Genomic DNA, 19,832 nt, shown 5'->3' with positions numbered 1-19,832 from the left:
GACCTAGGGGAGGAAGTCCCCGACGGTCCGGGTGAAACCCTCCGGGTCGTCCAGCCACGGGAAGTGGCCGGCGCCCGGCTGGACGGTCAGCGTGGCGCCGGGCAGCAGCGCGGCGATCTTTGCGGCGACCCGGGGCAGCGGGCCGCCGTCCCGTTCGCCGGCGAGCAGCAGTACCGGCGCATCCAGCGAGGCCAGTGCGGCCCGCGCCGCGGCCGGGTCGAAGGCACCGGCGGACGCGTACCGCTCCGCGGCCTCTTCGTTGGTCTGCGCGACCTCCGACGCGGCGTGCTCCATGGCCGCCGCGTCCCAACGGCCGTAGAAGAACGGGGCGATGGCGTCCCAGTCGGCATCCGTGGCGGTGCCGGCCCAGACCGCCTCGTAGGAGCGGTACGCGTCCGGGAACCACGGTTCGGCGGACCGCAGGGCGGCCGCTTCCCGCCGATGCGCCTCGGTGAAGTCGATGCCCAGGGCACGGGCCCGACCGGCGACCAGGGTGAGGCTGCGGATGCGCGCCGGAAAACGGGCCGCGTAGAGCAGGGCGAGATCGCCGGCCGCGAAGTGCGCGAGAACGTCGACATATTCGAGGCCGAGGTGGGCCCGGAGCGCCTCGACGTCGTCCACCTGCCGGTCACAGCGGTAGGTCGCCGGATCGGTGGGGATGCCCGATTCACCGGTGCCGCGGAGATCGAGTTGGATCAATTGCCGGTGGGCCGCCATTCCGCCCAGATCGCCGAAGTAGGCGGAGGCGCGCATCGGGCCACCGGGAAGGCAGAGCAGCGGCTCGCCTTTCCCGACGAGGTGATAGGCGAGCGGGGTTCCGTCGGGCGCGGTGAGAACAGGCATGGCGGTAATCCTGGGCACGAGTGCGTAGTGCGGCAAGTGGTTATGCCGGGGTCCCTGGGGAGCGTGGGAGAAGAGGACGGGAAGAGGACGGGAAGAGGCGTGGGGCGGGGGAGCGGGGAGAGCGGGGGAAGCCGGTGGGAAGTGGGTGGGAAACCCTGGGGCGCGGTATTTCGGCATGGCGATATTCCGGTGGGCCCGCTCCACGGGCCGCTGCCGTGATCTTCACTCCTGCTCCCATGGTGAAGATCTGGGCCCGTATGTCCGCCGGAGCGTGATCGGCCCGGATGCTGAGCGCGTACGGTCGCGTCCCCTGGGGCGCGTGCGCGGCGGTGGAACGTCGGAGGGGAGGCGGCTCGTCGCCGCCTCCCCTCCACATCTGCCGCAGGTGACCGTCAGGCGCCCATCAGCCGGGTGAACTCATCCGGGTCGGTGTCGAACCCGCGTAGTACGGGCTGGAACCGCCATTCACCCGAGGCGTCCCGCGCGAACTCGGCGCAGGCCGCCGCGGTCGCGTCCGGAACGCCGGCGAAGTCGTTGCGGGCCAGCCTGGTGTATCCCTCGCGTACCTCGACGAGGGTGTTGGCGACCTCGCCGAAGACCTTGCGGCCGTGCGCCTGCTGGATCACCACGCCCACCACGACGCGGGCGTAGCGCTCGGACAGTCGCTCCAACTCCAGCGTCATGACCTCGTCGTCGCCGAATCCCTGGCCGGTCCGGCTGTCCCGGTTGAGCGTGATGGTCCCGTCGGGCGATCGGCTGTCGAAGTGCACCAGGTAGGCCGGCTCTCCGTGCGGCGCGTCCGCCGGGTACGTCGCCGCGATGAGGTCCAGGTCGATGTCCGGCTCACCGATGGGGCTGGGATCCCATCCGAGTGCCACCACGACCTTCTCAATCCCCTTGTTGAACGTGCTCACCGGGTCCCCTTCCGTCAGCTCCCGTGGCCCAGCCCGTCTGCGATTCCGCGGACAACTCCCCGGGTTTTCCCCGTGTTCGACCATCGTGCCACGCGGTCGCGGGAGTCGGCCCGGTAAGTCCGTGACCAGCCATGGGTGTTCGTGGCTTCGACGCAAAGGGCCCACTGTTTTCGGTGCAATGTGACGCCATGTGTCGGTGCAATGGAGCGCATTGCCTTCGGTGCGGTGAGTCTATTGCTCTGAGGGTGCTCCGAGGGTGCCGCGGGGGTGGCAAGGCGGCTTGCTTCCGGGGGTGTTCGTGTCGTCGTCTCGTCCCGGAGATGGGTGGCGAGGGCGTCGGTGAGGGCGAGGGAGCGCGGGCGGGGTGTTCGGGGGTGGTGAACGCTCTCCGGTGGCGTGCGGATGGCCGGGCGCGCCTGTCGGGAGGGCCGGTGGCGGACCGTCGTCGAGGAGGTGGGGCGCCGGGTGGGCGTGACGGCCTCCAGCGACGCGCGCCCGTAAGGGAGTTCGGGGCGGCAGGAAGCAGGCGGGCAGCGGTTCCGGTCGTCACCGGGCCTTACGATGGCGCGGTGCTGGTCAAGTGGATTCGCCTCACCGTCGTGGACCGCCGAGGGTTCGAGCGGGGGCAGCGGAAATGGGCCGGGCTCCTGGGAGAGCCCGGCTTCCGGGGACAGGCCGGGGGGTGGAGCCGTTCCCGTCCCGGCGTGGCCCACCTGGTCGGCTTCTGGGAGAGCCGGGCGTTCTACGACTCCTTCATGGCGCGCTCGCACGACCGGTTGGCCGCCGCCCAGACCGGCACCTACAAGGACCCGCAAGTCCGGCTGTTCGAGCACGAATTCGACGTGAAGGTGGGGTTCCGTCCGGCCTTCGGCGACGCGGACGTGCTGCGGTTGGCGCACTGCCAGGTGCGCGAGGACCGGGTGGATCACTTCGTGCTCATGCAGGAGAAGGTGTGGAACCCGGCGATGGCCGGGTCGCCCGGCATGCTCCGGGGGATGGTCGGGCGGGCGCCGGGCGAGGAGTTCCTGGTCCTGTCGATGTGGCAGTCGGCGGCCGAGCGCGGCAAGTACCGTCCGGAGCGGGTGGAACGGCTGGCGCTGCGGGCCCAGATAGCCGCCGACGTGCGGGCGATCGCGGGCGACGTGGTGCAGCTCGAACCCTCCTGGACGGTGTGAGCGCCGCGGTCAGACCCCCTGTCGCGGCGGGGCGGAGGCGTCGCCGGTCGGGCGGCCGGGGGTGACGCGGCCGGGGGTGAAGGCGCCCGCGCGGGCCGCGGCCAGTGCCGCCGCGGCGGCCTGGTCGGCGAGCGCCTCGTCGACCGGCTCCCGGGTGATGAACAGCCGGCAGAGCAGCGGGGCGGGCACCGCCCGCACCAGTGCCCCGGCGTCGACGGCGGCCCCCTCCGGGCCGGCCGGTAGTTCCCCGCGCGCGACGGCGCGCTCCACGATGGCCTCGCAGCGCGCGAACCGCTCGGCATAGTAGGCGCTCAGCGCCGCCGCGGCCCGCTCCGACTGGAAGCCGGCCGCGATCATCACGGAACCGGACGCGCCCGTCGCGGGCTCGGTGAACGAGGTGACGACCTCGCGGGCGAGCGCCCGCAGATCGCCCTCCAGCGACCCGGTGTCGGGTGGCAGCCAGCTGTCCTCGCCCGCCAGGTCCAGGGCGTCGGCCACCAGGCCCTCCACGTCGCCCCAGCGGCGGTAGAGCGTGGTCTTGTGCACCCCGGAGCGGGCGGCGACGTACTCGACCGTCAGCCCGGGGTAGCCGAGTTCGCCGAGGCCGGCCAGGACGGCGTCGCGGACGACGGCCCGGGTGCGGGCCGTTCGCCCGCCGGGGCGCCGGGTGCCGGGGGTGGGGGAGGACGCCGGACCGTCGCTCTCGGACTGCTTCTTCTCGCCCTCGCCGGACAATTGCAACTCCTGTTGCGTTAGTGGTGTGGGTGTGTCATCCTCATCGTAACGCGACAGGAGTTGCGTTTGCTGGTCGGCGGGGGTGCTGTCCGGCGTGCCCGCGGCAACACCCGGAGGATCACGTGCCCACTCAGATCTCGCTGCACGACGTCAGCAAGTCCCACGCCGACCGCCCTCTCCTCGACCGCGTCTCCCTGGCCGTGCGCCCCGGCGAGCGCCTCGGGATCGTCGGGGAGAACGGCGCCGGAAAGTCCACCCTGCTGCGCCTCATCGCCGGCTTGGAGCCGCCCGACGAGGGCCGCGTCCTGCTCACCGCCGACGGCGGCACCGGCTACCTGGGCCAGACCCCCGACCTCCCCCCGGACCGCACCGTCCAGGACGCCGTCGACGCCGCCCTGGCCGAACTCCGGGACATCGAGCGCCGGCTGCGGTCCCTGGAGGCGACCCTCGGGGACGCCGCCCCGGCGCAGCTCGACGCGTACGGCGACCTGCTCACCCGCTTCGAGCTGCGCGGCGGATACGAGGCCGACGCCCGCGTCGACCGCGCGCTGCACGGCCTGGGCCTGGACGGTCTGGACCGCGGCCGGCTCCTCGGCAGCCTCTCCGGAGGCGAACAGGCCCGCCTCGGCCTGGCCTGCCTGATCTCCGCGGCGCCCGAGGTCATGCTCCTCGACGAACCGACCAACCACCTCGACGCCACCGCCCTGGACTGGCTGGAGGAGGCCCTGCTCGCCCACCGCGGCACGGTCCTCGCGGTCTCCCACGACCGGCTCTTCCTGCAGCGCATCGCCACCGCCGTCGTCGAGGTCGACGCCGACCGCCGCGCCCTGGTCCGCTACGGCGAGGGCTACGGCACCTTCCTCGCCGCCAAGGCCGCCGCCCGCCGCCGCTGGGAGCAGGAGCACGCCCAGTGGTGCGACGAGATCGCCCGGCTCACCGCACACGCCGCCGGCGCCGCACGCGGCGTCGCCCAGGACCGCGGCATGAAGGACAACAACAAGATGGCCTACGACCGCGACCGCGGGCGGGTCCAGGCATCCGTCTCCAGCCGGGTGCGCAACGCCCAGGAACGGCTCCGCCGGCTCCGGGCCGAGCCGGTGCCCCGGCCGCCCGAGCCGCTCCGCTTCCGGGCCGCCCCCGACTCCGGCGACACCGCCGGCACCCTGGTCCGCCTCGACGACGTCCGGGTCGGCGACCGCCTCGCCGTGGACGCCCTCACCGTCCGCGCCGGCGAGCGGATCCTCGTCCACGGTGCCAACGGCGCGGGCAAGACCACCCTCCTGCGGGTCATGGCGGGCGCCACCGCGCCCGACCGCGGCACGGTCGTCCGCCGGGGCCGGATCGGCTTCCTCGCCCAGGAGATACCGGTCTCCCGCCCCGCCGCGCCGCTGCTGGCCGCCTTCGGCCGGGGCCTGGCCGGCGACCCCGACGCGCTGGCCGCCCTGCTGCTGTCCTTCGGCCTGTTCCGGGAGCGCGACCTCCACGTCCCCGTCGGATCGCTCTCGGCCGGCCAGCGCCGCCGGCTGGCCCTGGCCCGCCTGCTCGCCCGCCCCGCCGACCTGCTGCTGCTCGACGAACCCACCAACCATCTGGCGCTCGCCCTCGTCGAGGAACTGGAGGAGGCGCTCGCGGCCTGGCCCGGCGCCCTGGTCGTGGTCTCCCACGACCGGCTGCTGCGGCGCCGCTTCGCCGGCCGGCCCTACGAGCTGCGCGACGGCCGCCCGGCCCTCGTCGCCTGCTGAGGCCCCTGCGCGGGCCGGTGCCCCGCCCCCGGTGCCCCTCCGCCGCACCCGGCATGTACAGGGCAGGCGTTCTAGGCTGGCGGCATGGCCCGGCCCCGACGCATCGTCCTGCTCCGCCACGGCGAGTCCGTGGGGAACGTCGACGACACCGTCTACGAGCGCGAGCCGGACCACGCGCTCGCCCTGACGGCGACCGGGCTGCGCCAGGCGGAGGAGGCCGGTCGCGCGCTGCGCGCGATGTTCGGCCACGAGCGGGTCTCCGCCTATGTGTCGCCCTACCGCCGCACCCACCAGACCTTCCGGTGCCTGGACCTGGATCCCGACCGGGTGCGGGTCCGCGAGGAGCCCCGGCTGCGGGAGCAGGACTGGGGCAACTGGCAGGACCGCGACGACGTGCAGCGCCAGAAGGTGTACCGCGACGCCTACGGCCACTTCTTCTACCGCTTCGCCCAGGGCGAGTCCGGCGCCGACGTCTACGACCGGGTCGGGGCCTTCCTGGAGAGCCTCTGGCGCAGCTTCGAGGACCCGCACCACCCGCCCAACGTCCTGATCGTCACGCACGGCCTCACCATGCGGCTGTTCTGCATGCGGTGGTTCCACTGGTCGGTCGCCGAGTTCGAGTCGCTGTCCAACCCCGGCAACGCCGATTGGCGCGCCCTGCTCCTCGGTCCGGACGGCCGCTACACCCTCGACCGCCCTTTCGACCGCTGGTGTGAACCCGAGCCTTATGGCGTCACCGGTTAAAGTGCACAGCGATGACGACCCCTGATCCTCGTGACGCCGAGCGTTGTGCGCGGGCCCTGGCGAGCCTGCGCGGCCTCTCCGTGGGCGACGCCCTCGGATCGCAGTTCTTCGTCCCCGCCCACTACCCCGCCCTCAAGCGCCGCGAGCTGCCGCCCGCGCCCTGGCGGTGGACCGACGACACCGAGATGGCCTGCTCCGTCCTGGCCGTCCTCACCACCCACCACCGCGTCGACCAGGACGCCCTGGCCCGCTCCTTCGCCGACCGCCACGACGACGGCCGCGACTACGGCCCGGCCGTCGACCGCCTCCTCCGCCTGATCCGCGAGGGCGGCGACTGGCGCGAACTGTCCGCCGCGCTCTTCAACGGCCACGGCTCCTGGGGCAACGGCGCCGCCATGCGCATCGCCCCGCTCGGTGCCTGGTACGCCGACGACCCCGAGCAGGCCACCCACCAGGCGGAGATCTCCGCCTACCCCACCCACCAGCACCGCGAGGCCGTCGTCGGCGCCATGGCGGTGGCCGCCGCGGCCGCCCTGGTCGCCGACCCGTCCCGCACTCCCGGCCCCGCGGAACTGATCGACGGCGTACTGTCCCTGATCCCGCGCAGCGCCGTACAGGCCGGCCTGCGCCGGGCCCGCGACATGCTCGACTACGGCGACCCCGGCACCGTCGCCGCCGTCCTGGGTTGCGGACGCCGCACCACCGCCCACGACACCGTGCCCTTCACCCTCTGGGCCGCCGCCCGCAACCTCGGCGACTTCGAGCGGGCGTTCTGGACCACCGTCCGGGCCGGCGGCGACGTCGACACCACCTGCGGGATCGTCGGCGGCATCGTCGCCGCGGGTCCCGGCGGCACCCCGCCCCAGGAATGGCTCGACCGCACCGAACCGCTGCCCGCCTGGGCCCCCACGCTCTGACCGGCACCCCGGGACCGCTTGGCCCCGGAGCGCAACGGTCCCTGCCGGCAGGCGACTTCACGCCCGATGGGTGCTCTCCGCGCGCCCGTCCGCGGGCTTGCGCGGCGCCGCCGGCAGTCGCCGCGGAGCGCCGCGTGCGGCCCTCCGCCGGCGCCCGTGCGCCGCTGCTCGGGATCCGATGCGGACGACGGCGCCGAATAGGCGTAACCTGGCTGGCGCCATGCCGTACGAGCCTCCCACCCATACCGTCGAGCGATCACTGCGCGCCACCACCGGCGCCAAGATCGTCGCAGGGATCGACGAGGTCGGACGCGGGGCCTGGGCCGGCCCGGTCAGCGTCTGCGCAGCCGTCACCGGCCTCCGTAGGCCACCGGACGGACTCACCGATTCCAAGTTGCTGACCCCCAAGCGCCGCACCGAACTCTGCGACGTGCTCGCGGACTGGGTCACCTCGTACGGTCTGGGGCACTCCTCCCCGGAGGAGATCGACGCCCTGGGCATGACCGCGGCACTGCGGCTCGCCGCCGTACGCGCCCTGGAGGCGCTTCCGGTCCGGCCGGACGCGGTCATCCTCGACGGCAAGCACGACTACCTGGGCGCGCCGTGGCGGGTCCGTACGGTCATCAAGGGCGACCAGTCCTGCATCGCGGTCGCCGCGGCGTCCGTGATCGCCAAGGTGCGACGGGACGCCATGATGGCCGAACTCGGTCTGGAATACGCCGACTTCGACTTCGCGACCAACGCCGGCTATCCCTCGCCGACCCACCGCACCGCCCTGGAGGAGCACGGTCCCACGCCGTACCACCGGGTGTCCTGGTCCTACATGGACGCCCTGCCCCGGTGGCGGCACCTGAAGAAGGTGCGCGTCACCCCCGAAGCAGCCGCTCTGGAAGCCGGTGGCCAACTCGGCTTCGACTTCTGAGCGGAGCGGGGCGGGAATTCGGTACCCACTGACATGTCCCGCACCTACGTTTGATAGACATCCCTTTATGCCTCTCATCCCCGAGGAGCCTCAGATTCACGAGAGTGTCCCGGGTCCCCGCGCAACTCCGGCCGCCGGCCGCACCGCGCCGACCCCCCGTCCCGTCCCTGGTCCCGGTCCCCGCCCCGCCCCGCCGCGAGGCGCCCCCGCGTCCAGTGCCCGTCCGGGCAAGCCCGGACCTGCCGCTCCGCCCCGAGGGTCCGTCCCGGCCCCGCCGGCGCAGCGCACCGGTTCCCCGCAGCCTCCGGCCGCCACGGCCGAAGCCGTCGTGGGCACCCAGCTCCAGCTGATCCCGGCTCCCGCCGACGGAGCCGTCGACGCCGCCGACGAGGCCGTCGACCTGCTCCTGGACTCCGGCCGCGCGCCGGGCGAGGTCCTGGTGCTGACCACCGGCGAGAACCACCCGTGGGCGGCCCACGAACTGTCCTTCGGCGAGGGGTCCTACTGGGCCCAGCACGACGCCGGTGACGACGTGTTCTACGCGGACGCCGGCGCCGAACGCCTCGGCGGACGGCCGGTCGTGGTCGTCGCCGTCAACGGTGGCGACGACGCGGTCACCGCGCGGGCACTGCCGGCCGCCATGGCCCGTGCCGGAGCGCTGCTGATCGTCTGCGGCGACCCGGAGCGGATCAACGCCGTGCTCGGCGCGAACGCCTGACCCCCGCTGGTCGGGCGCGGCCCGCCGGCCCTGTGGCCGGTCGGGCTCGTTCGCGCGCCCGCGCACGGGGCGAACGACGGGAGTTCGACGACAGGCCCTAGCGTGCCGCCGGGTGACGGCGGATTTCGGGCGTGCCGCCGGCGGCGCGCCGGGGCGTTCCCCGGCCGCTGCCGCGCGGCTGCTCGCCCGGCGTCGCGGTCCGTTCCGGTGGGACGCGCTGCGGGGCCACCGGTCCCTGGTCGGCCGGTCCGTCCGGGAGGCCGGCCGGTCGCTCCGCGGTCCGCGGGCCCGGCGGGGGCGCGGCGGCTCCGGGCACGACGTCCTCCGGGGCGGGCGGGCCGGTGGTGCCGGCGGCCGGGGCGTCGACCGTCCCGTTCCCCGTGTCGCGGCCGGCCCGTGCCGTATCCGGCCCGCGTCCGGACTTCGTGGGGACGGCCGTCCTGGGGCGTCGCCCGCCCCGCTCTTCGCCCAGAACTTGCCAGCGGTCCCGGGTCAGCGCGATGAACGCCCCGCAGCGGAGGCCGTGCAACGTACAGGCATCGCGCAGGCCCCACATCCACGCCCCGTCCACCTCCGTCCAACGGGGCTCGCCCTCCCGGCAGAGCAGCAGCACCGCCGTCCGGACCGGCACCCGCAGCCGCAGGTCGTGCGGGATGATCCGACGCAGCTGGGTCAGCAGCGCGTTGCGGTACTCCCAGCCGTCGGGCGTCGCCGTCGGGCCGGTGAACGACGCGCTGGCGACGATCCGTTCCTGGGCGTCCAGCACCGCCACGATCACCGTGGACGGGCCGGGGAGATGGCGGCCGTGCAGCTCGCCGACGACCTCGCGGGGACTGCGCAGCAGCGGGATCCCCGCCGACGCCCACTCCGCGGGCTCCAGCAGCCGCCCCAACCGGGCGGCGGGGCCGTCCGCATCGGGCGGTGGGTCCTGCGGGGGCCGGGCGAATCCGAAGGTCATCGTCCTCCCTTCGTCTACGCGTCCGTGCCGCGGGCCATGGCCGGGTGCGCCGGTGCACCACGGCATGACCCGGTCGGACCGCGAACGGCCGGATACCGGGAAGCACTTCCCATTCTCGCGGCTCGTACAGGCTTGCGGCAACGAGCAATTCCCCGCGCACGGCCGGAAACACCCGGTGTGCCCTCGCTATCCCTGCCCGCCGCGCTCGCCGCCGATGCCCGGGCTCCCCTCCCTTCTCCCAGGGCACCGGCGTCGGCGACGGCCACCCCGCCCGCCGGCCCCGGCCCAACCCCCGGCCGGTAGCGGCCGGTTCACGCCTGCGGGGTGAACGGCCCTCGGCGGCGACGCCCGGGGGGGCGGCGGGCGACGTCCGCAGCGGTCCGCCCCCCTGGGCCGGCGGCGACCGTGCGCCGGCGTGCTCGGCCGGCGGCCCGGGGACCGTTCGCGAGGTACCCGTCACAGGGGGTGAGCTGGCTGACAGCCCCGACCATCGGGTTGCATGGGGGCATGGACGAACCGGAGCTCCGTACCGAAGCCGATGCCATCCTCGCCGAGCTGGTCGGCGACCCGGGAGGGTCGGCGCGCCTGCGGGAGGACCAGTGGCAGGCGGTGGCGGCACTGGTGGCGGAGCGCCGGCGGGCCCTGGTGGTGCAGCGCACCGGCTGGGGCAAGTCGGCGGTGTACTTCGTCGCCACCGCGCTGCTGCGCCGACGCGGCTCCGGCCCCACGGTGATCGTCTCGCCGCTGCTGGCGCTGATGCGCAACCAGGTGGAGGCGGCGGCGCGGGCCGGGATCCGGGCGCGCACCATCAACTCGGCCAACCCGGAGGAGTGGGACTCCATCTACGGGGAGGTGGAGCGGGGGGAGACCGACGTCCTCCTGGTCAGCCCGGAACGCCTCAACTCCGTGGACTTCCGTGATCAGGTGCTCCCCAAGCTGGCGGCCACGACCGGCCTGCTGGTGGTGGACGAGGCGCACTGCATCTCCGACTGGGGCCACGACTTCCGCCCCGACTACCGCCGGCTGCGCGCGATGCTCGCCGAGCTCGCCCCCGGCGTCCCGGTGCTGGCCACCACCGCGACCGCCAACGCCCGGGTGACCGCGGACGTGGCCGACCAGCTGGGGACCGGCGGCGGCGAGGCCCTGGTGCTGCGCGGCCCGCTGGAGCGGGAGAGCCTGCGGCTGGGGGTGGTCCGGCTGCCGGACGCCGCGCACCGCCTGGCCTGGCTCGCCGAGCACCTGGACGAGCTGCCGGGCTCCGGCATCGTCTACGCACTGACCGTGGCCGCGGCCGAGGAGGCCACCGCCTACCTCCGGCAGCGCGGGTTCCCGGTGTCCTCCTACACGGGGCGCACGGAGAACGCCGACCGGCTCCAGGCCGAGGCCGACCTGTTGGAGAACCGGGTCAAGGCGCTGGTCGCGACGTCGGCGCTGGGCATGGGCTTCGACAAGCCGGACCTGGGCTTCGTGCTCCACCTCGGCTCGCCGTCCTCGCCGATCGCCTACTACCAGCAGGTCGGGCGCGCGGGGCGCGGTGTGGCGCACGCCGATGTGCTGCTGTTGCCGGGCAAGGAGGACGAGGCCATCTGGCGCTACTTCGCCGACACCGCCTTCCCGCCCGAGGCGCAGGTCCGGCAGACCCTCGCGGTGCTCGCGGAGGCCGGTCGGCCGCTGTCCGTGCCGGCGCTGGAGGCGGCGGTGGACCTGCGGCGCAGCCGGCTGGAGACCATGCTCAAGGTGCTGGACGTCGACGGCGCGGTCAAGCGGGTCAAGGGCGGCTGGACCGCCACCGGGGCCGCGTGGGTGTACGACGCCGAGCGCTATGCCTGGGTGGCTCGGCAGCGGGCCGCCGAGCAGCAGGCCATGCGCGACTACGTGGGCACGACCGGGTGCCGGATGGAGTTCCTGCGCCGGCAGTTGGACGACGAGGGGGCGGCCCCGTGCGGCCGTTGCGACAACTGCGCGGGGCCCTGGGCCGATTCCGCCGTGTCGGCGGAGACGCTGACGGCGGCGGTGAAGGAGCTGGACCGCCCGGGGGTGGAGATCGAGCCGCGCCGCATGTGGCCGACGGGGATGCCCGCGCTGGGCATCGACCTCAAGGGGCGCATCCCGGCCGGCGAACAGTGCGCCACCGGGCGCGCCCTGGGGCGGCTGTCGGACATCGGCTGGGGCAACCGCCTGCGCCCGCTGCTGGCGGAGCAGGCGCCCGACGGGCCGGTGCCGGACGACGTCCTGCGGGCCGCGGTGGCGGTCCTGGCCGACTGGGCGCGTTCCCCGGGCGGCTGGGCGTCCCAGGCCCCGGACGCCGCCGGCCGGCCGGTGGGGATCGTCGCGGTGCCGTCCTCGACCCGCCCGCAGCTGGTGGGGTCGCTCGCCCAGGGGATCGCGACCATCGGCCGGCTCCCCTTCCTCGGCTCGCTGTCGTACACCGAAGCGGGCGGCGGGCAGGCCCCGCGCCGCAGCAACTCCGCGCAGCGCCTCAGGGCGCTGTCCGGCGCGTTCGCCGTCTCCGAGGAGCTGGCCGGTGCCCTGGCCCGCGCGCAGGGCCCCGTCCTGCTCGTGGACGACTGCACCGACTCCGGCTGGACGCTCGCCGTCGCCGCCCGTCTGCTCCGCCGGGCGGGCAGCGGGCCGGTGCTGCCGCTGGTGCTCGCCGCGGCGGGCTGAGCCGTCCGGCCCCGGCTCGTGGTCCGGCGACGGACCCACCGGCCCGATTCGGCCCCGTCGGCCGAATTTCGCGCCCTGTCGCGAAAATTCCTCGGTCGTAATGTCTGGGCAATGCCCCGTCTCGCGATGTGGACGGGGTAAGCCCCCAGGGGTTAGGGTGCGGCCGAATGTCATCGGTGCGGGATACCTCGGGCGGCGTCCGCGGCGGGCCGGGCCGATACGAAGGCGACGCGTCGGTGTTACGGCGCCGAAACACTCTTCGGCGGCCCGGTCGACACGCAAGTCTTTAGCGGGCCGCGATATGCGGTCGATAGCGGTGGTTGCTCGATGAGGTGTGAGGGATTCGTGAAGTGATTCATGGATCACTACGAATATTCGTGTTCTTTTCTCGCCAAGGCATGGCCGAAATTGCGTCATGGAGGTGTCCCGGCGGTTCTCGACGGCCCCGGAGTGCATTCCGTAAGCGGGTGATGTGCCATTAAACAGGCGCTCCCGACCAACGGGTGCAGCCGGGACAAGCGGCCCCTGTACTGGGTAAACGGGAGCAACAGCGAGATCCTGAAGGTCCCGTCGACCGTTTTGGCACGGTTCCGGATCATGCGGTATTTGCGCTGGTGAGCTCCGACACGCCGGAGCGGGAGAGGGTGCTCGCACTACGGCCTTGGGTGAGCTAACTGTACCTGTGACCCACTTGAGAACCCCCTGTTCCGGGTCGCTCACCATCGGTATGTTGGGCGCAGCTGATACGCCAGTCAGGCGCGGCGGCGGATCATTTCGCCGCGGTATAGGAGAAGGCATCGATGAGCTACGTGAAGTCGGGCGAATTTGTCGACCGCGCCCCCGACGTCGTCACGCTCGACAATGTATCGAAAGTCTATGAATCGGCCCCGGGCGCGGTGCACGCGTTGCGCAATGTGTACCTCGGGGTAACGGTCGGGAGCTTCCTCGCCGTAATGGGCAAGGAAAAGTCGGGAAAGACCACGCTGCTGAAGTGCCTGTCCGGGGAGACCCGGCCGTCGTCCGGTTCGCTGCGCCGCCGGGCCGGGGCCCAGGGCGGCGTCACGGTCAGCTGGCCCACGGCCGAGGAGGGCGCCTCGTCGCTGGAGGCCGCGCTGGCCCGCCGCCCCGAGCTGCTGCTCGCCGACGACGCGTCGGAGGAGTGCGGGGCGGCGCTGCGGCGGGCCGTGGACGAGCGGGGCGTCGCGGTGGTCATGGCCACGACGGCACCGGCCGCGGCGGCGCAGGCCGATGCCGTCGTGTTCCTGGACGACGGGGCGGTGGTCGACATGATCGCCGACGCCGGCCCGCAGGCGATCCGGGAGTGCCTGGAGCGGGCCGGCGGCCTCGGCGCCGGCCGCTGAGCCGCCGCCGGGCGGACGGCGGGGAGGTGACGACCGGCCCTAGGCCAGCGTCCGACCGACGATCTCCAGCAGCGGTGCGGCCTCCCGCAGGAAGAAGTGATCGCCCGTCAGCTCGTGCGAGGTGAAGCGACCGCCGACGTGGTGGGCCCAGTCCTGGACCTGGCGGTGGGTGGCCTCCGGGTCGGCGGATCCGGCGAAGGCCGTGACGTCGACGGGGATCACGGCGTCCGGCGCCGGCACACAGCTCTCCGACAGTGCGAAGTCGGCGCGCAGCATGGGCAGCAGCAGCTCGATCAGCTCGGGGTTCTCCAGGAACTCCGGCGGGGCGCCGTTCATCTTCCGTATCTCCGCGAGCAGTTCCCCCTCCGGCAGGGTGTGCCGCAGGAGCGGGCTGGGGTGCGGGACGCAGCCGGAGACGAAGACGTGCGCGGGACGGTGCCGGCCCGCCCGGCACAGGTGATGGGCCAGGGAGAAGGCGATCTCGCCGCCCATGCTGTGGCCGAAGAACGCGAAGGGCCGGTCGAACCAGCTCGCCAGGTTCTCGGCCAGCTGCGGGACGAGCTCTTCGACGCGGGTCTGCGGCGTTTCGCCGAAGCGCTCCTCACGGCCCGGCAGCAGTACGGGGCAGACCTCGACGGACTCGGGCAGGAAGCGGCTCCACGAGGTGAAGATGCTGGAGCCGCCGCCGGCGTAGGGGAAGCAGAACAGCCGGACGGCCGCCGTGGGGCGCGCCGGGCGGGCGACCGCCCAGCGGGGCGAGCGGGGTGGGACGGGCATGGGTCACCTTTCCAGGGGTTCGGAGGTTGCGGAGGTCGGCTCGGGACCGGCGGCGTTGGCCGGGTCGGCGGCGGAAGGAACCGAGGACGGCGAGGGGGACGGCGTCCCGTCCTCGTCCGGTGTGCCGTGCACGGAGGTGAAGGCGCGCAGGGCGGGGCTGACGCCCGCCGCGAGCGCGGCCAGCAGGAGGACGCCGGCGCAGGTCAGAACGGCCTGGGCGGGGCCGCCCGCGTCGACCAGGACGCCGCCGAGGAGCGGGCCCGCGGCGCCCGCGACGCCGCCGGCCAGTCCCAGGGCCGCGCTGACCCGACCGCGCAGCCGGTCGGGGGTGAGCGCCATCTGGTAGGTCACCACGGCGGTCTGCACGGTGGGCGCCAGGAAGGCGATGGCGGCCAGCACGGCACCGAAGAGATAGCCGCTGGTCCGCACCAGCAGCAGCGGGGTCAGGCCGGCGCCCAGCCACCCCAGGAGGATGATCGCGGCGCGGGGCGTGAGGAGCCGGTGCATGCGGGGCGCGAGCAGCGCGCCGGCCAGACCGCCCGCGCCGACCAGCACACCGATGGCGCCGATCTCGGCGGCGGGGATCTTCGCGCGCTGTGCGAGCGTCAGCACGATGAGGTACAGCGCGTTGAAGCAGACGCTCACCCCGACCGCGACCGCCATGCTCGCCCGGATGACGGGACGCCGCCAGATCCACCCGATGCCCTCGCCGATCTCGCCGACCAGGGAGCGCCGCGCGCCGGCGGTGCCCGCCGCGCCCGGCCCGCCCGGTCCCGTCAGCCGCAGGAAGAGGAGCATCACGAACGAGCCCGCGTAGGTCACCCCGTTCACCAGGAACGGCAGCGCCTTGTGGGCGGTGAACAGGAATCCGCCGATGCCGGGGCCCGCCAGGGTGGCGAGGTAGCTGCGGGCCGCGCTCACCGAGACGGCCGTCGGCAGCTGCTCCTTGGTGACGACCTGGGGGAGGGCGGCCTCCTCGGCGGGCGCGAACATCGCGGCGGCCGCGCCGTCGACGACCGCGACGGCCAGGATGTAGCCGAACGCGACGCCGTCGCCGAGCAGCATCAGCGCCAGGCCGACCATCATCGGCACCCGCGCCAGCTCGCACAGCAGCATGATCCGCTTGCGGTGCCAGCGGTCGATCAGCGCACCGGCCGGGACGAGCACCACCAGCCGGGTCAGGGCGCTGACGGCGCCGGCCGCGCCCGCGTCGACCGCCGAGTCGGTCAGCATCAGGACCAGCAGCGGCAGCGCGAACACCGAGATCTGCGCGCCGAGTTCGGAGAGCGCCTGGCTGCCCCACAGCAGGTGGTAGTTGGTGTTGCGGCGCAGGGGGAGCGTCATGGGCGCATGCTGTCATCGCCCCGCCGGGCGCGGCAGGTGTTTAAGGGTGGGCGGAACTCCCCTGGTGGGAAGGGGGATCGGGGGCCGTGCCCACGTGCTGAACCCGCGATGGTGGTGCAGGCTCCACCCCGGTTCGGGGGCGCGGTGTACTGACCGGTCGACGGTCGCTCGGACAGCATGGAGGCAGACAGCGCGGCTCGGGCCGTGCGAGCCGACGGGTACGACTGGAGACTTCTCATGGCACGTACGCACCGCGAGCGCGGCGCCCATTGGATCGTTCCCCCGCTGTTCGTCTTCTTCGCGGGCGCCATGCTGACGTCGGTGATCTCCCATGTGGTCACCGGGGACACGCACACCACCGTCATGATCGCGGGCTTCACCCTGGACGCGATCGCACTGCTCTGGGGCGTGGTGCGCTGGCAGCGGGCCGGAACCGCCGATGACTGAGCACTACGGACCCTCCGAACCCTCCGAGGAGAGCAGCACCATGCATGCGTCCGTGACCCGTGAGGGCCCCTTGCGCGGAAAGTGGCGGTCCGTCACCAGGGCGGCGGTCGCTCTCGCCCTGGTGGTCCCGGCGGCATTCTCCATGGCGGCCTGCGAGAACTCACCGCAGAAGGCCCTCGACCGCGGGGACACCTGTCTGAAGATCCTGGACGTGGCGCTGTTCGACCCCCACCCCAAGGACGCGGCGGCTGCGGAGAAGGACGTCCAGGACCGGGCCGACAGGCTGGACGAGCTGGCGATGCAGACGGACGACGCCAAGCTCCGCAAGGCCGCGCAGGACACCGCGAAGGAACTGCGCGGGACGACGCTCAAGGAGCGGACGCCCGGCTCGGTCACCGAGTACCTCGCCGGCCAGAACAAGCGGCTCAAGAAGCTCCGCGGTACGTGCACTTCCGTGGGCGACTACCTGTAGCGGGAGTCCGGCCGGGCCGGCCGCGCGAAAGCCGCCCCACAGACCGGGAATTCCCCAGCGGTCGGCCCGTCCTCCGTCGAGGCCGCGCGGAATTCCCCCACCCGGGTGTTCGGAGTCCCCCGTCTCCGGACACCCGGGTTCTCCGCTTCCCGGGTGCCGCTGACGGGTGCCGTGCGCACCGCTCAGACCGCGGGGCTCTCCGGTGCGCTGTTCCCCAGGAACGCCAGCACGGCCAGCACCCGGCGGTGCACGCTGCCGCCTTCCGGCGGCAGGCCCAGCTTGTCGAAGACGCCGCGGATGTGCTTGCTCACCGCGCGCTCGGTGATGACGAGTTTCTCCGCGATGGCGGCATTGGCCAGCCCCTGCGCCATCATCTCCAGCACCTCGTGCTCGCGCGGGGTCAGCGCCTGCAGCGGGCGGGCGGCGGCCTTCTGGCTGACGATCTCCGTGATGACCTCGGGGTCGAGCGCGGTGCCGCCGCCGACGATGCGCTCCAGCGCCTCCAGGAACTGCTCGACCCGGCCGACCCGGTCCTTGAGCAGATAGCCGATCCCGCGGGCGCCCTGCGCCAACAGCTCTGCCGCATACGCCTGTTCCACGTACTGCGAGAGCACGAGGATCGGCAGGTCGGGGAGTTCCTTGCGGGCCTGCACGGCGGCGCGCAGGCCCTCGTCGCGGAAGCTGGGCGGCAGCCGGACGTCCAGGACCGCGGCGTCGGGGCGGTGTTCGCGCAGTGCGGGCATCACCTCGGGGCCGGCCGCGCAGGTGGCCACCACCTCATGGCCGTTGCTGGTCAGCAGCAGGACCATGCCCTCCCGCAGCAGCGCGTTGTCCTCGGCGATCACGATCCGCACGGCAGCTCCACTTTCAGCTTGGTCGGCCCGCCCTCGGGGCTGGTGAGGCTGGTCGTGCCGTCGAGCGCGGCGACCCGCCGGCGGATGCCGACCAGGCCGCTGCCGCCCACTTCGTCGGCGCCGCCGCGGCCGTCGTCGGTCACGGTCACCTTCAACACGCCGTTGCCCCGGGTGAATCGTACCGATGCCTGGGTGGCCCCGGAGTGCTTGCGGATGTTGGTCAGCCCCTCGGCCACCACGAAATACGCCGCGGCCTCGACCGACGCGGGCAGCCGGTGGCCGTTCTCCACCGAATTCAGACTCATTTCCACCGGGATGTCGGAGGAGGCGGCCAACGCCCGTACCGCACCGGCCAGCCCCCGGTCGGTCAGCACCGGCGGATGGACCGTGCGGACCACCTGCCGCAGATCGGCCAGTGCGCCCTCGACGCCCGCCTGCGCCTCGTCCAGGCGGGCCAGGGCGGCGTCCGGATTGCTGCGGAGCTGCTGCTTGGCCAGCCCGATGCGCAGCGACAGCGCGACGAGCTGCGCCTGCACCCCGTCGTGCAGATCCCGTTCGATACGGCGCAGTTCGGCGCTGTGCGCCTCCACCGCGCCGGCCCGGCTCTCGGACAGCTCGGCGACCCGCTCGGCCAGCCGGGCCGAGGCGGACGGGCGCAGCAGCGCCGCGGTCCACCGGGCCTGGAGGTCGGCCAGGGCCACGATGTGGCGCAGCACCAGCGAACGGCGCGGGGTCGCCGGCACGCCGTACTCCGACTCGCGGCGCCGGGCGAGCCGGCCGCCCAGCCCCATCCCCAGACCGTCCACCAACAGGCCCACCAGCCACAGCGGCACCGTCAGCACGCTGAAGACGACGAACGTCACGGTGGCCATCGGCAGCCACAGGGTGTCGCGCCAGGTGCCGGGGTCGGTGAGCGCCAGCCGCACCCGGTCGGCGGGGGCGCCGTCGAGGGGGAGGTACTCCTCGGGGACCGGGGCGCCCAGCCAACCTCCGGCGCGCACCCGCTCGTAGCCGGCCAGTCGGCGCAGCAGCCGGACGATCTCCGGCATCGCCGGGGCGCCGATCACGAACACCGTGAACAGCAGGCCGATCGGCACCAGGAAGGCGGTCAGGAAGCACAACCAGGCGAGCGGAATGCCGAAGTAGAGGTAGTAGCCGGCATGCCAACTGGCGCGTAACTGTCTGGCGAAGTCGTCCATCGTGGGCTCCCTCCGGTGCGGGACACACCTGCGGTCCCGGCGCGTGGTGAGGATACGGATCACCGTATGCCGAACGGGTGCGGATGCGCGGTGCGCCGGTCACCCCGGGCGATGGTGGGGCTGGCTGTACCCCGGGACGGGTGTGCGCTCTCTCGTGCCCCGCGGCCGTGATCCATAGCGTTCACAGCAGACAGGACGACTGGCGGAACAGCCGTCCTCGGACGAGCCCGGAGGACGCACATGGTCAGGCTTCGCACGGCGAAACGCGCCGCGGCGGCGGCCGCTTCACAGGAGGCCGGACCGACGGCCGCGCTGGCCCTGGAGTCGGTCACCCGGCGCTACCGCCGCGGCGGCCGCGACGTGAACGCGCTGGACGACGTCAGCCTCACCCTGCGGCGCGGCCGGTTCCTGGCCGTCATGGGCCGCTCCGGCTCCGGCAAGACCACGTTCCTGCAGTGCGCCGCCGGGCTCGACCGCCCCACCTCGGGCACCGTGCGGATCGGCGAGACGGATCTGTCGCGGCTCGGCGAGGCGGGGCTGACCCGGCTGCGCCGGGACCGGATCGGCTTCGTCTTCCAGGCGCTGAACCTGGTGCCGTCGCTGACCGTGGCGGAGAACACCGCGCTGCCGCTGCTGCTGGGCGGCGACCGGCCCGAGGACCCGGCCGTGCGGGAGCGGGCGCTGGCCGTCCTGGCGGCGGTGGGGCTCGCGGACCGGGCCGACGACTCGCCGCTGACGCTCTCCGGCGGCCAGCAGCAGCGGGTGGCGATCGCCCGCGCGCTGGTCACCGACCCCGCCGTGATCTTCGCGGACGAGCCGACCGGCGCCCTCGACCCGGTCACCGCCCGCGACGTGCTCACCCTGCTGCGCGACGCGGTGGACCGCGAGGGGCACACCGTGGTGATGGTCACCCACGACCCGGTGGCCGCGTCCTGGACGGACGAGGCGGTGTTCATCGAGGCCGGCCGGATCGTCAACCGGATGGACCGCCCCGAACCGGACGCGGTCGCCCGGACGTTCGCCGCACTCGGGGAGCGGTGAGC

General features: G+C 73.7%; 18 protein-coding genes and 1 pseudogene. 11 read left to right on the top strand and 8 right to left on the bottom strand.

Annotation, left to right across the window (positions count from 1 at the left end; genetic code table 11):
• Nucleotides 1–3: 3 nt before the first annotated feature.
• Nucleotides 4–843: an alpha/beta fold hydrolase gene (locus MOV08_RS12565; RefSeq protein ID WP_275307523.1), complete on the bottom strand. Its 840-nt coding sequence runs from the start codon at nucleotides 841–843 to the stop codon at nucleotides 4–6.
• Between the two features lie 392 nt (nucleotides 844–1,235).
• Nucleotides 1,236–1,757 (bottom strand): TerD family protein, encoded by a 522-nt coding sequence (locus tag MOV08_RS12560; RefSeq protein WP_039632099.1) that lies wholly within the window; start codon nucleotides 1,755–1,757, stop codon nucleotides 1,236–1,238.
• A 569-nt stretch (nucleotides 1,758–2,326) separates the two neighbouring features.
• On the opposite strand from MOV08_RS12560, the gene MOV08_RS12555 reads away from it, so the two are divergent.
• Nucleotides 2,327–2,932 carry a YdbC family protein gene (locus tag MOV08_RS12555; protein WP_078875720.1) on the top strand — a complete coding sequence of 202 codons (606 nt, stop codon included), beginning with the start codon at nucleotides 2,327–2,329 and terminating at the stop codon, nucleotides 2,930–2,932.
• A gap of 9 nt (nucleotides 2,933–2,941) precedes the next feature.
• On the opposite strand, the gene MOV08_RS12550 is transcribed toward MOV08_RS12555, so the two are convergent.
• The gene (locus tag MOV08_RS12550; protein WP_275307522.1) at nucleotides 2,942–3,667 is read right to left on the bottom strand and encodes a TetR-like C-terminal domain-containing protein; all 726 of its coding nucleotides are present in this window, start codon (nucleotides 3,665–3,667) and stop codon (nucleotides 2,942–2,944) included.
• 122 nt (nucleotides 3,668–3,789) lie between these two features.
• Here MOV08_RS12550 and MOV08_RS12545 point away from each other — a divergent pair, with 122 nt between their 5' ends.
• The 5 genes from MOV08_RS12545 to MOV08_RS12525 all read left to right on the top strand — a co-directional run bounded on the left by MOV08_RS12545 (nucleotide 3,790) and on the right by MOV08_RS12525 (nucleotide 8,710).
• The gene (locus MOV08_RS12545) at nucleotides 3,790–5,409 is read left to right on the top strand and encodes an ABC-F family ATP-binding cassette domain-containing protein (protein WP_275307521.1); all 1,620 of its coding nucleotides are present in this window, start codon (nucleotides 3,790–3,792) and stop codon (nucleotides 5,407–5,409) included.
• 84 nt (nucleotides 5,410–5,493) lie between these two features.
• Nucleotides 5,494–6,153, top strand: a complete 660-nt coding sequence (locus MOV08_RS12540; protein ID WP_039632091.1) for a histidine phosphatase family protein — start codon at nucleotides 5,494–5,496, stop codon at nucleotides 6,151–6,153.
• An 11-nt stretch (nucleotides 6,154–6,164) separates the two neighbouring features.
• Nucleotides 6,165–7,070 (top strand): ADP-ribosylglycohydrolase family protein, encoded by a 906-nt coding sequence (locus MOV08_RS12535; RefSeq protein ID WP_039632089.1) that lies wholly within the window; start codon nucleotides 6,165–6,167, stop codon nucleotides 7,068–7,070.
• Nucleotides 7,071–7,290: 220 nt separating this feature from the next.
• On the top strand, nucleotides 7,291–7,992 hold the full coding sequence (locus tag MOV08_RS12530; protein ID WP_039632087.1) for a ribonuclease HII: 702 nt from the start codon (nucleotides 7,291–7,293) through the stop codon (nucleotides 7,990–7,992).
• A gap of 67 nt (nucleotides 7,993–8,059) precedes the next feature.
• Complete coding sequence (locus MOV08_RS12525; RefSeq protein WP_039632085.1) at nucleotides 8,060–8,710, top strand: hypothetical protein; 651 nt, start codon at nucleotides 8,060–8,062, stop codon at nucleotides 8,708–8,710.
• A gap of 427 nt (nucleotides 8,711–9,137) precedes the next feature.
• Here the strand turns inward: MOV08_RS12525 and MOV08_RS12520 are convergent.
• Nucleotides 9,138–9,668: pseudogene (locus MOV08_RS12520) on the bottom strand (hypothetical protein); the annotation flags it as partial.
• Nucleotides 9,669–10,175: 507 nt separating this feature from the next.
• Here MOV08_RS12520 and MOV08_RS12515 point away from each other — a divergent pair.
• Both MOV08_RS12515 and MOV08_RS12510 read left to right on the top strand, forming a co-directional pair.
• A complete protein-coding gene (locus MOV08_RS12515) occupies nucleotides 10,176–12,335 on the top strand; it encodes a RecQ family ATP-dependent DNA helicase (RefSeq protein ID WP_039632080.1) in 2,160 nt (719 codons plus the stop codon).
• Nucleotides 12,336–13,135: 800 nt separating this feature from the next.
• The gene (locus tag MOV08_RS12510) at nucleotides 13,136–13,696 is read left to right on the top strand and encodes an ATP-binding cassette domain-containing protein (protein WP_052286716.1); all 561 of its coding nucleotides are present in this window, start codon (nucleotides 13,136–13,138) and stop codon (nucleotides 13,694–13,696) included.
• A 39-nt stretch (nucleotides 13,697–13,735) separates the two neighbouring features.
• Here the strand turns inward: MOV08_RS12510 and MOV08_RS12505 are convergent, their stop codons facing one another.
• Together MOV08_RS12505 and MOV08_RS12500 are read right to left on the bottom strand one after the other, a co-directional pair.
• Nucleotides 13,736–14,473 (bottom strand): thioesterase II family protein, encoded by a 738-nt coding sequence (locus MOV08_RS12505; RefSeq protein ID WP_052286715.1) that lies wholly within the window; start codon nucleotides 14,471–14,473, stop codon nucleotides 13,736–13,738.
• A gap of 3 nt (nucleotides 14,474–14,476) precedes the next feature.
• Entirely contained in the window at nucleotides 14,477–15,817 is a 1,341-nt protein-coding gene (locus MOV08_RS12500; protein WP_275307520.1) for an MFS transporter, read from the bottom strand.
• A gap of 237 nt (nucleotides 15,818–16,054) precedes the next feature.
• Here MOV08_RS12500 and MOV08_RS12495 point away from each other — a divergent pair, with 237 nt between their 5' ends.
• Together MOV08_RS12495 and MOV08_RS12490 are read left to right on the top strand one after the other, a co-directional pair.
• Entirely contained in the window at nucleotides 16,055–16,264 is a 210-nt protein-coding gene (locus tag MOV08_RS12495) for a hypothetical protein (RefSeq protein WP_039632078.1), read from the top strand.
• Nucleotides 16,257–16,736, top strand: a complete 480-nt coding sequence (locus MOV08_RS12490) for a hypothetical protein (protein ID WP_275307519.1) — start codon at nucleotides 16,257–16,259, stop codon at nucleotides 16,734–16,736. Before MOV08_RS12495 ends, MOV08_RS12490 begins: the two co-directional genes overlap by 8 nt.
• A gap of 182 nt (nucleotides 16,737–16,918) precedes the next feature.
• Here the strand turns inward: MOV08_RS12490 and MOV08_RS12485 are convergent, their stop codons facing one another.
• Nucleotides 16,919–17,590 carry a response regulator transcription factor gene (locus tag MOV08_RS12485; RefSeq protein WP_039632076.1) on the bottom strand — a complete coding sequence of 224 codons (672 nt, stop codon included), beginning with the start codon at nucleotides 17,588–17,590 and terminating at the stop codon, nucleotides 16,919–16,921.
• Complete coding sequence (locus MOV08_RS12480; protein ID WP_039632074.1) at nucleotides 17,578–18,789, bottom strand: sensor histidine kinase; 1,212 nt, start codon at nucleotides 18,787–18,789, stop codon at nucleotides 17,578–17,580. Before MOV08_RS12480 ends, MOV08_RS12485 begins: the two co-directional genes overlap by 13 nt.
• A gap of 240 nt (nucleotides 18,790–19,029) precedes the next feature.
• Between MOV08_RS12480 and MOV08_RS12475 the strand changes: the two genes are divergently transcribed.
• Nucleotides 19,030–19,830, top strand: coding sequence for an ABC transporter ATP-binding protein (locus tag MOV08_RS12475; RefSeq protein ID WP_275307518.1), 801 nt, complete (start codon nucleotides 19,030–19,032; stop codon nucleotides 19,828–19,830).
• The last annotated feature ends 2 nt before the right edge of the window (nucleotides 19,831–19,832 follow it).

The organism is Streptomyces yunnanensis (assembly GCF_029011865.1).
GTDB classification, from domain to species: Bacteria; Actinomycetota; Actinomycetes; order Streptomycetales; family Streptomycetaceae; genus Streptomyces; species Streptomyces yunnanensis.
Note: the sequence above shows the minus strand (reverse complement) of the source record. Positions and strands in the feature narration are given on the sequence as shown.

Bases quoted from the DNA above. Each gene is read 5' to 3' on its own strand.
- MOV08_RS12500 (WP_275307520.1), bottom strand. From the start codon at position 15,817: ATGACGCTCCCCCTGCGCCGCAACACCAACTACCACCTGCTGTGGGGC.
- MOV08_RS12510 (WP_052286716.1), top strand. From the start codon at position 13,136: ATGAGCTACGTGAAGTCGGGCGAATTTGTCGACCGCGCCCCCGACGTC.
- MOV08_RS12505 (WP_052286715.1), bottom strand. From the start codon at position 14,473: ATGCCCGTCCCACCCCGCTCGCCCCGCTGGGCGGTCGCCCGCCCGGCG.
- MOV08_RS12490 (WP_275307519.1), top strand. From the start codon at position 16,257: ATGACTGAGCACTACGGACCCTCCGAACCCTCCGAGGAGAGCAGCACC.
- MOV08_RS12530 (WP_039632087.1), top strand. From the start codon at position 7,291: ATGCCGTACGAGCCTCCCACCCATACCGTCGAGCGATCACTGCGCGCC.
- MOV08_RS12515 (WP_039632080.1), top strand. From the start codon at position 10,176: ATGGACGAACCGGAGCTCCGTACCGAAGCCGATGCCATCCTCGCCGAG.
- MOV08_RS12535 (WP_039632089.1), top strand. From the start codon at position 6,165: ATGACGACCCCTGATCCTCGTGACGCCGAGCGTTGTGCGCGGGCCCTG.
- MOV08_RS12480 (WP_039632074.1), bottom strand. From the start codon at position 18,789: ATGGACGACTTCGCCAGACAGTTACGCGCCAGTTGGCATGCCGGCTAC.
- MOV08_RS12475 (WP_275307518.1), top strand. From the start codon at position 19,030: ATGGTCAGGCTTCGCACGGCGAAACGCGCCGCGGCGGCGGCCGCTTCA.
- MOV08_RS12540 (WP_039632091.1), top strand. From the start codon at position 5,494: ATGGCCCGGCCCCGACGCATCGTCCTGCTCCGCCACGGCGAGTCCGTG.
- MOV08_RS12565 (WP_275307523.1), bottom strand. From the start codon at position 843: ATGCCTGTTCTCACCGCGCCCGACGGAACCCCGCTCGCCTATCACCTC.
- MOV08_RS12525 (WP_039632085.1), top strand. From the start codon at position 8,060: ATGCCTCTCATCCCCGAGGAGCCTCAGATTCACGAGAGTGTCCCGGGT.
- MOV08_RS12495 (WP_039632078.1), top strand. From the start codon at position 16,055: ATGGCACGTACGCACCGCGAGCGCGGCGCCCATTGGATCGTTCCCCCG.